Source organism: Flavonifractor sp. An306 (assembly GCF_002159455.1).
Taxonomy (GTDB): domain Bacteria; phylum Bacillota; class Clostridia; order Oscillospirales; family Oscillospiraceae; genus Flavonifractor.
This window is the reverse complement of record NZ_NFIQ01000101.1, coordinates 1-9525: the sequence shown is the minus strand read 5'-3', so window position 1 is coordinate 9525 and position 9525 is coordinate 1. Positions and strand designations below refer to the sequence as shown.

The 9525-nt window shown below is 50.4% G+C and carries 13 protein-coding genes and 1 pseudogene; 2 read left to right on the top strand and 12 right to left on the bottom strand.

Features of this window, described 5'->3' with window-relative positions; all coding sequences use genetic code 11:
• From B5F88_RS17465 to B5F88_RS17445, 5 genes are all read right to left on the bottom strand, one after another.
• A partial coding sequence (locus B5F88_RS17465) for a phage holin family protein (RefSeq protein ID WP_087348591.1) occupies positions 1-457 on the bottom strand: 457 nt, incomplete at its 3' end.
• Positions 458-469: 12 nt separating this feature from the next.
• Entirely contained in the window at positions 470-1921 is a 1452-nt protein-coding gene (locus tag B5F88_RS17460; RefSeq protein WP_087348590.1) for an N-acetylmuramoyl-L-alanine amidase, read from the bottom strand.
• The gene (locus tag B5F88_RS17455) at positions 1918-2184 is read right to left on the bottom strand and encodes a hypothetical protein (RefSeq protein WP_087348588.1); all 267 of its coding nucleotides are present in this window, start codon (positions 2182-2184) and stop codon (positions 1918-1920) included. Before B5F88_RS17455 ends, B5F88_RS17460 begins: the two co-directional genes overlap by 4 nt.
• A 16-nt stretch (positions 2185-2200) precedes the next feature.
• Positions 2201-2662 carry a putative ABC transporter permease gene (locus B5F88_RS17450; protein ID WP_242959862.1) on the bottom strand — a complete coding sequence of 154 codons (462 nt, stop codon included), beginning with the start codon at positions 2660-2662 and terminating at the stop codon, positions 2201-2203.
• Between the two features lie 29 nt (positions 2663-2691).
• A complete protein-coding gene (locus B5F88_RS17445; protein WP_087348584.1) occupies positions 2692-3417 on the bottom strand; it encodes a hypothetical protein in 726 nt (241 codons plus the stop codon).
• 41 nt (positions 3418-3458) lie between these two features.
• Here B5F88_RS17445 and B5F88_RS17440 point away from each other — a divergent pair, with 41 nt between their 5' ends.
• Positions 3459-4100, top strand: coding sequence for a hypothetical protein (locus B5F88_RS17440; protein WP_140402173.1), 642 nt, complete (start codon positions 3459-3461; stop codon positions 4098-4100).
• 342 nt (positions 4101-4442) lie between these two features.
• Here B5F88_RS17440 and B5F88_RS17435 read toward each other — a convergent pair whose 3' ends face one another.
• The 6 genes from B5F88_RS17435 to B5F88_RS21615 form a co-directional block, all read right to left on the bottom strand.
• Positions 4443-5174 carry an ABC transporter permease gene (locus B5F88_RS17435; protein ID WP_087348580.1) on the bottom strand — a complete coding sequence of 244 codons (732 nt, stop codon included), beginning with the start codon at positions 5172-5174 and terminating at the stop codon, positions 4443-4445.
• A gap of 14 nt (positions 5175-5188) precedes the next feature.
• Positions 5189-5917, bottom strand: a complete 729-nt coding sequence (locus tag B5F88_RS17430) for an ABC transporter permease (RefSeq protein WP_087348578.1) — start codon at positions 5915-5917, stop codon at positions 5189-5191.
• Positions 5910-6833: an ABC transporter ATP-binding protein gene (locus tag B5F88_RS17425; protein WP_087348576.1), complete on the bottom strand. Its 924-nt coding sequence runs from the start codon at positions 6831-6833 to the stop codon at positions 5910-5912. Before B5F88_RS17425 ends, B5F88_RS17430 begins: the two co-directional genes overlap by 8 nt.
• 148 nt (positions 6834-6981) lie before the next feature.
• Positions 6982-7905 (bottom strand): HAMP domain-containing sensor histidine kinase, encoded by a 924-nt coding sequence (locus B5F88_RS17420; RefSeq protein ID WP_087348574.1) that lies wholly within the window; start codon positions 7903-7905, stop codon positions 6982-6984.
• A gap of 2 nt (positions 7906-7907) precedes the next feature.
• Complete coding sequence (locus B5F88_RS17415; RefSeq protein WP_087348572.1) at positions 7908-8609, bottom strand: response regulator transcription factor; 702 nt, start codon at positions 8607-8609, stop codon at positions 7908-7910.
• Complete coding sequence (locus B5F88_RS21615; RefSeq protein ID WP_087348570.1) at positions 8602-8790, bottom strand: helix-turn-helix domain-containing protein; 189 nt, start codon at positions 8788-8790, stop codon at positions 8602-8604. The genes B5F88_RS17415 and B5F88_RS21615 overlap by 8 nt, the downstream gene beginning before the upstream one ends.
• Positions 8791-8948: 158 nt before the next feature.
• On the opposite strand from B5F88_RS21615, the gene B5F88_RS17405 reads away from it, so the two are divergent.
• Positions 8949-9308 carry a helix-turn-helix transcriptional regulator gene (locus B5F88_RS17405; RefSeq protein WP_087348593.1) on the top strand — a complete coding sequence of 120 codons (360 nt, stop codon included), beginning with the start codon at positions 8949-8951 and terminating at the stop codon, positions 9306-9308.
• 108 nt (positions 9309-9416) lie between these two features.
• Here B5F88_RS17405 and B5F88_RS21610 read toward each other — a convergent pair.
• Positions 9417-9525 (bottom strand): annotated as a pseudogene (locus B5F88_RS21610) (zinc ribbon domain-containing protein); the annotation flags it as partial.

Genomic DNA, 9525 nt, shown 5'->3' with positions numbered 1-9525 from the left:
TCGTGATACTGTCTCCCGCATCATTCACCTTGGATGCCAGGGCGGCGATCATCTTGGTCAGCCAGGCCGGAATAGGGGCACCCAGGGCGCCGGCATTTTCGATGATGCTCCCCGCCTCGGTAAGGATATACCAGATCACCACCAGGGGACACAACAGCACCGTGTAAGTAAAAGGAAGCTCTACGCCGGGCACATTGGCCAGCAGGTGGCCGATCACCACGTCCAGGATGGCGGCCACAATAACGGCCACTACGCTGCCCAGCTTGTGCCAGATCCCGTCCCTGGCGCTCTTGCTGGACCACTCCCCCGCCCGCAGAGCAGCGCAGGAACCGGTGGCGTAGTCGATAACCATGCACACGACCCAGGCCACCACCACCCAGCCAAACCAGCCCCACAGGGCGGTGAGTGCGGCGCAGATGGCGGCGATGGCCGCCTTGAAGGTATTGATATGCTCCATATCCATCCCTCCTCACTGGATCCGCACGTAGGCGGCCATGCTCTTGAGCAGGGCGTGGACGTTACTGGTGGAGTAGGCGCCGCCCTTCCAGTAGTCCACAGCGGTCAGTATACCTGCGCTGGCCAGGGTATCCACGGCGTCCTCCAGTTTGGTCTGCTCCAGATCACATCCGTCGCACAGGTCCAGGAATGTCTCCCAGCCGTCGGGGGTGGCCCGGATGGTCTGAGGGCAGTCCTTGCCAGACCAATGATTGTGCTGCACCACCTTGTCCAGCGGGAAACCGTGTTCCGCCATCAGCAGGCGCACCAGAGAAGCCGCGTTGGCCTTGGCCCGCTCAAAGTCGCCGTCCTTGTTGACGCAGATCTCGATCCCGATCGTGGTGGTGTTGCCAGGACCGTCGGCGCCGTCCCCAGCGTGATAGGCCGTCTCACTGTCCGGCAGGTGCTGGACAATGGAGTGATCGTCCACGGTGTAGTGGTAGCTGATGCGCTTTGCCTCCGCATCATCGCCCTTGAGCCAGGAGGCATGAGCGGCGGCGTCCGCTCCCTCAGCAAAGTTGCCCGTCTCATGGATGGAAGCTCCATCAGCCGGATTGGTTCCGCCGGGCCTGTTCTTCCGCCCCTTGGGGATGTAGTCCATCTGGATGGCAATACCGGTATCCGTAACCCGCTGGACAGCCTCTACGGGCTCCAGGTAGGCCATGGAGACCCACCCCTTGGCGGTCTGCCCCCAGCCATCCTGGATGGTCAGGACCTCCACCACCGTGCCGCAGGCATAGGCCCCTGCCTTACCATAGCTTGTCCCCGGGCCGCTGCGGATGTTCAGGCCCACGGACGGAATTACTCTGTACGTTCCCATATGCTCCTCACTTTCCGGCGGCTTCGGGGCCGCCTCTTTCTTTACCCAGACACAGATCCAGTTGTGTACCTTGCGTTCCGCCTGGATGGTCTGACCGTTGAAATCACACTGGGTAGACCCGCCGCTGTCCAGCATCATGGCGGAGCTACACCCCCGGTCCGCCAGCTGATCCCGCAGCTGCTCCGGCGTAATGGAATCACTGGAGCAGTACAGCAGCAGGGAGTCCCCCACTACACCCATGGCGCTCCTGGGCCGCCGCCCTCCCTGGGCAGAATCATATGGGATGTGCTCCAGCGGCTTTCCGTCCACAATCAGGGGGGATGTGGCGATGTAGTTGTCATAGCCCTGCCAGTCTGTGGTCTGGGCCAGATCACGGGGAATGTCCCACCCATAGCCCGCCAGGTCTCCCCAGGGGGTGGCGGACAACAGCTTGCCGTCTACCTTCAGTCCCCGGCAGGGCGTCCCATCCGGATTCCACATGCCGCCGTTCAGGATATAGTCCGCTCCCCTCTCCTCCTTGACCTGGGCCAATGTCTTGCTGCAGTTGGTCACAACAATAGCCAGGCGGGAAATTTCGGAGAGCGGGATAGATGCTACCGCTTTCACACCTCCACCTCCGCGGCGGCCCGGAGGAAGGTCATGCTGTACTCCTGCTCCCCTTCCGGATAGTCGCTCACCAGCGTGCCGTCAGGCCGCACAAATCCCATCAGCATGGTGGAGCCATCATAGACCGTGCGGCTGCCGTCCTCATTGAGGGCAAAGGTGCCGTCTTTGTACCGCACCTTGCCCTCATAGCCGGGTACCCACTCCTTCCACTCAGACTTGTAATACCTGTTCTCAAATGCGATGTGTTCTCTGCTCTGTACCATATGTACCATCCTTTCCTTATTTTCTCATGCTGCTGAATTGATTGGGTTCATCCGTCAATACTTCATCCTCCTTTAGCATATAATGCGGCTTTGTACCGCCCTCAACCGTCCACCTAAGCCAATCAAAGACCGGGATAAACATAAGGCACAAGCCCCACCAGACCGCCGCAAACTGGGGACAGATCTGGCCCCAGAGGTTGCCCGGGAGGTGGGAATAATCCCACACTCCCAGGCACAGCCACACGTTGAGGATCAATCCCGCCACCAGCTCCACCACTGTCACCAGTGCCGCACAGGCCAGAGCCTGGAGCCATAGGGGGCAGCTCCAGGGTAGCTCCGCTCCGCAGCGCTCCACCGGGACGCACAGGATAATGGCCACCACCAGCATGGTCCAGGATATCCGCTCCGGCTCTTCCCGGAGCAGCTTCCAGATCACCTCCAGGAAATAATATACGGTGCCTCCCCATGTCCAGAGCAAAATGGACAGCACCCAGCGTCCGGCCCGGCTCATGCGTTTATGGCGGTTGCTGCCGCCAACACCTGGGTCATATTGGCCGCAAGGTCATCCGGGAGATTGTCAGCAGAATATGTAATGCTGCCCAGTTCCTCCGCCGTCTCAGCCCGGCGCACCCAGGTTAACAGGTGGTTGCAGAGCGTGGTGTGGTAGAGCTTGTGGGAGATGGAGGCGGCGGAGATGGCGGTGATCTCCTTTGCCGTGAACATCCGGCAAAGCTGCCCATCCGCATGGTAGGGGTATCCGGCGGCTCCAGTCTCCACGGCGGAGAGCGCCGTGGTCAGGTTGATCTGGTCCGTTTCCTGGAGGGCAAAGTGCTCGGTACCCTGGGAGGTCTCAACGTCCATCCCGGCCACGATGGCCGTATTGCAAGCGTCGGAAATTTCGGTCTCCTTGTCCGCCCGCAGCTCCTCCAGAGTCTTAGCATTGGGGTCCGGGTGTTCGGCCTCCCAGGCTTCGATCTCCTCCTCCGTTGCGGCTTCGATCCAGGCGGAGGTATCAGAATCCCACTTTGGAGATACAAAGCCTGCCGCCCCCGCATGGGGCCGCATGATAGGCGTGGTAGTGTCAATAAGCTGTTCTCCATCCGCAAGAGTGTAGTTCTGCACCTTCCACTCCTGTTCCTCCCCCTGCCCCTGGTCTGCCTGTACCAAAAGCACCAGTACAAGGGTTTTATAGATGAAATTTGCGTCGATAACGCACGAATGTTTATACTTCATATTGTCTTTCCTTTCTTCAAGTTTCGCCTTAGTCGAATAAGGTGCCCCTTTATCGCACATTTGCCGAACTGGGTCTTACCGAGGCGACTGCAACACCAGAGCTAATAGCCGATGCGATGGCCGTAAATTCCGTTGCCATGCTGACATTGGGGACTGCGGGCAGCACTGCCGGATGGATCCCGCTCAACTATCCGCTGCTTATTGTGAAAAAGGGCGGCGGTTCAACCCATGTCATGTTTGAGGCCCAAACCCAGGGCGGCGGCGGCGGACCGTTGTACCGAGGTTACTATAACAAAAATGCAACTTACGGCAACAAATGGACCGGGTGGACGAAAATATCTACCGCCACCCCGCCGCAGGAATACGACTTATCTCTGGCTGATGGTATATCTGGTACTGCAAAATATTGCAAAACCCAGGAGGGCGTTGTGCTTATACATGGGTGGGTACAAAACCTTGCGAAGCCGGAACAGGGAAAACTGTCTATCATTGCCACGTTACCCGAGGGATTTAGACCCCGGAATAATTGCCGGTTTGCGCTCATCTCTTCCGCAACAGCACCTTCCATCGGGCTTGTCCGAATCGAAATCTCGAATGCAGGTACAATCAATCTTGTGGCGTGGAATGAGGTTGGAACTCTATCGGCTGGGGTTTCAGTTGACATTGGATTTTTAGGAGCCTAGAGTAGGAAAGCTGCAACATAGCGATAGCCCATCGGCAATTCTGGCCTCATTTCCGACACCAATCAGCCTAATCATACAGTTCATATTCATAGGCGAGATGGTTCCCGATATTGGATGGGCTTTTTTTGACAGGTAAATTCCTGCCGAATTATGTCGAAGCAGTCTTTGCTTCACGGCGGCTCCCTCCGTGGGCCGCCGATCCCGCCAGCGTCAGGGCGTCGTCAGTATGAGGGCATAGAGAACGGCGGCCTTGATTTGTTCAAAGCCGCCGTAATGTAATCAGGCATGGGAAAAGGGCTGCTGCACGACGGCTTTTTTTCTTTTGCCGTCGTCCGGCAGATTTTACAAATCATTGTTCTTTCTGTTTAATACAAGAAGTAGAACAAATGAAAAGCATAGAATTGCAATTAGCACACCAATACTCAACGATGGTGTATATATGATCTTATCATCATGTGCATAATTTGAAAGAACCAGTCCGGTTGTCATAGGATACAAATTGACCAAATTGCGGTCAGCAAGAAATATCCCGCAAAATCCATAGAAAAATGAGAATATTACGCCAGACAAAAACCTATTTTGTTTACCTGCGGTTATAATAATAATGGGGAGAACCGCAATGTAACAGCAGGTGCTTACAATAAATAACTGCTTAAAACTTATAGCACATGAGGCAATGTTTATATCTTCACATCCCATGAATAATGCAATTAACAATGTAATAACGGAACTGAAAATCCATTCTATAATTACCAAACCGTAACCGACAATAATTTTAGACATGATAAGTCGGATTCTCGAAACTGGAATTACAAGTATATTCTTTAATGTAAAGTCGGTATATTCACGATTGATAGAATAGCCGACTACCAAGACGAAAGTGAAAGGAAGGAACAAGCTAAAATGGTTCCAAATTACTCCTTCTGAAAGTCCTGCATAACTCACTATACTATTTTTTGTACCAGTTAATTGAAATACTGCCAGAATAATTGAAAAGAAGATTGATACAATTCCCAGCCAAACAATGTTGTAGCGTTTGTATTTTAAGAACTCTGTTTTGATTAGTCTAATCATATTCAACACCCCCTTCATATCTCTTGCTTTTTGGTAAGGATGATTGAGAGAGAAAGCGAAGCGATTGCTGTAATGATTAAAACACCAATACACGCAGGAGAACTTAAAAACCAATCATCTAACCCGTAAGTAGGGCCGGTAGTCATGTGAGGTAATGCCCATCTAAAAACAGCAGACAAAGGCGACAAGACATTCGACATCGCAAATACAAAAGCAAAACTGGCACTTGCATATACAAACGAGATAATAATTGAAAAAACGTAGCCTTTCTTGCTAAGGCTTACAATCGCAATAATAGGCAGGATAGAGATGGCTACCATAAGACTAATTAGGATGCCCATGAAAAGTCTGTTAGCGAAATGGTCTACATTCCCAATAATTAAACCACCTATTAAGGTTGCCCCGTTTGTTGCAAGTGAATATACAACCGAGAAAATCAATACTGTAATTACTTTTGCAATAATCAGTGAGGCCGGTGACACTGGAACAGTACTAATATTCTTTTGTGTCCCGTTTGCTTTTTCTGTATAAAACAATATGGAACTAAGTATACCTAAAACTGTTGGAAGCAATAAAAAATACCCGAAAACACCAGTATTGAGATAGAGCCAATTAAATCCCAAATTGCTCCTTGCTGCAAAGATTGTCATAGGGATTGGAAATAGTATTGCAGCAAAAATAGTAAGGATAATAAATTTCCTTCTTTTTAATTTCAGAAATTCGCAAAATACAAGCTCAAGCAATTCCTTCACCTCCTGTTACTCGCTTGAAATAATCTTCAAGACTTTCTTCACAGGAATGTGCTTCTGACACCTCTAAGCCGTTAGCCACAAACGCTGTCACGATTTTCCCTATCGGTAAAGTAAGGTTATACAGTTGTATATTATGGTCATCCAGTACAGAAAAATGGTTCTCTTGGAAATCGCGCTCCAAAACTCTGGCCGCCTGTGACGTATTTGAAACCGTAAAATGGATATGTTTACTGCTTTTTTGCTCAAGTTCTGCCAGACTTTCTTCCTCCAACAGCGTTCCGTGGTCGATAATGCCAACATCGTCTGCCAGCAAAGAGATCTCGGAAAGAATATGACTGGAAATCAGAATGGTTTTCCCTCTGGCGTCGCACAACTCACGGATGAAGCTGCGTACCTCGGCAATGCCAATAGGGTCAAGGCCATTGATCGGTTCGTCCAAAATCAGCAGTTCCGGGTCGTGCATAACAGCAAGTGCAATCGCCAACCGCTGTTTCATACCAAGTGAGTACTGAGAGAATAGTTTTTTATCCTTATAGGGCAATCCCACCAAGTCCAGTGCATCTTTAATGGCGTGGCGGTTTGGCACACCTCGTAAGGTGGCAAAGATACGCAGGTTTTCGGTAGCGGTCAGATTGGGATAAAAACCGGGTGATTCAATCAGGCTACCAATGCGTGGAAGCAATTTCTTTTCATTCCCCCGCAAGGTTTTCCTCCATATTTTGACTTCGCCAGAAGTGGGCTGCGTCAGGCCAAGCAGCATTTTCATGGTCGTGGTCTTTCCAGCTCCATTTCTCCCCAGCAGGCCATAGATTCTTCCTCTTTTCACATGAAGATCAATATTTTTAACGGCAGCTTGTTCCCCATAAATTTTAGTCAGTTGCTTTGTTTCGATCAAATAATCGCTCATACTTATTTCCTCGCTTTCCGTGTGGCAATGCTGTGATTGTATTACCGGTATCTCCAATCACAAAACCAGTATAAAGCATCAACCTTGCCATAACCTTGCCGAAATCTTGTTTTAACCTTGCTATTGAACACAAGAAAGCCCTGCACGGTCACAGGGCTTTCGGAAATATGATGGTAAAGGTTGTACCAGCTCCAGGGTCACTGGTTGCCGTAATGCTCCCTTTATGGACGCTTACCAGTTCCTTTGCAATAGAGAGGCCCAGCCCGTTCCCTTTGGCAGACCGGGAATGGTCGCACTGATACATCCGTTCAAAGATATGGGGGAGATCAGCGGCGGAAATCCCTTTCCCGTTATCGGCCATAATGATTTTTGCCTGTTGCTCCGTTTCGGTTATTGTTAGGGAAACTTGCCTTGCGTCGCTGTGTGTCAGGATATTTTGCAACAAGTTATTGAGAATACGGGTGTAGGCGGTGGTATCAACCCTTGTCATGTATTCTGTTTCGGGTATCTCTATCTCATAGGAAAGATTGTGGTTTTCCAGCAGCGGCACCCAGTCAGCCATAATGTTGCGGGAAAGCTCGTTCAGGTCGCAAAGCTCAAAATGAAAAATCTGTTCCCCGGCGTCCAGCTTCACCCATTCAAACAGGGCAGTCACAAAGTCTTTCAGGTGATGGGCTTTTTCCGTAGCCACCCGAATATATTCTTCCTGCTCGGCTCCTGTTACCATCTTGCTTTCCACGGCCTCCAAATAGCCTACCAGAGAAGCAAGCGGGGTTTTCACATCATGGGAAAGGCTTGTCATAAGCCGTTTATAAGCCTGCTCGGATTGCTTCTGACGAATAAGCCGGGATTGGCTGCTCATGGCAATCTCGTTGATGTCATAACAGATTTGATTTGTCAGGTCGCTTTCCCTCGCCAGTACACGACGGTTCAGGTTCCCGTTCTTTATATCCATCAGGGCATCTTTGATAAGGGAAAGCTGGCCCCGGACACGGTGAAGTTTTGCCAAAAGGTAGCCAATCACCAGCAGAGTAATCAATAAGGCCAACAGCAGATAAAGGTTGATCTCCATGCTCACGCCTCCTTATTGAACCGATACCCTACACCCCGGATAGTCTGGATGTAAAACGGCTGTTCTGGATTTGGCTCGATTTTCTTTCGTAGTTTGCTGATAAAGGACATGATGTTGCTGTCGTCAAAAGCATATTCTTCCGCCCATACCTGTGTGTAAATCTGTTTTTTGGTAAACACCCGCCCTTTATTGGACGCCAGAAACAGAAGCAGGTCAAATTCCTTGCCGGTCAGCTCTACCGGGAGATTTTGAACTGTCACTGTCCGATTGACTTTATCAATCACCATATCTTTCAGCAGCATAGTGGCGGCCTCGTTTCCGGCCACGGGATTTAAGGTAGTATAGCGCCGGATCAGGGAATTGACGCGGGCCATCAGCTCGTTAATGCTGAAAGGCTTTGTCAGGTAATCGTCTGCCCCCAGCCGCAGGCCGAAAACCTTATCTTCCTCGTCACTTTTGGCGGTCAGCATCAGCACCGGCACATTGTTTTTCTCCCGGATTTTCTGCAACACTTGAAAGCCGTCCATGTCCTGCATCATCACATCCAGAATAATCAGGGAACAAGTGTCTTTATTTTCTTCCAGCAGCCGCAATCCCTCTAAACCACCATGTGCCGCCACCGTAGACAAATTTTCCTGTTCCACGCATTTTTTCATCAAGGCACAAAGTTCCTTGTCGTCGTCTATAATCAAAACACTATTCATGTTTCAAAGACCTCCCTTGCTTTGTCCTTCCATCTATTGGTTTGAGAGTGTTTTTCGGAATTAACCACATATATCCGATTTTAGAAATACCAGGTATCCGGTCATCCTCGCAGAGTTTCTGTACGCGTCTTTCGGATATACCCCATTTCTTTGCTGCTTCGGGGCAAGACATATACTCCATCCCCATCCGTCCTTTCCGAAAACTGATTACTCTAATTATATACGGAAAGCCGTATAATAGCAATGGCCGGAATATGAATTATATTGGCTATATAGGGGAACTGTATAGACATATTCAGAAAGAAAGGTGAACAGTAGAATGTAATTGGGTGAATGAATATGGCAAAGAGGCCGGTAGAAAAGATTGACCTGCGCCCTTATGGGGTTGCGGTAAAAAAAGCGAGAACCGAGCGCAAGGAGTCCCGCAACAAGGTGGGGAATGAAATGTTCCTCTCTCCTCGGTATCTGGCTAATATTGAAAATAAAGGGCAGCATCCGAGCGTCCAAATCTTTTTGGAGCTCATGTCCCGCTATCATGTTTCGGTGGATCAGATCCTTTTTGGGGAAGCCGAAGGCGGAAAGTCCACCGCGTCCCGCCAGCTTGATGCTCTGGTGGGTGAAATGAGCGACAGGGAGATACAAATCCTCATCGCCACGGCGCAGGCCATTCTGGATGCGCGTGAGGATGGGGAAAAGTAGTATTTTTCGTACAACTGCATAGGAACTGTCAGACGCTATAAACGATAGATTTATGGCGTTTTTTCTTGCTCTGGCGGTTGCCAAAGTTGCCGTTTCCGTATTACTAAGGTAATCTATGCGGATGTGCATTTTTGCGCCGCAATCTTTACAGAAAAGCAAGCCCGACAAAGGGTGGATTTCCCCGTCCCCGTTGGGGCGTCTGACGGGCGCGTTTTCC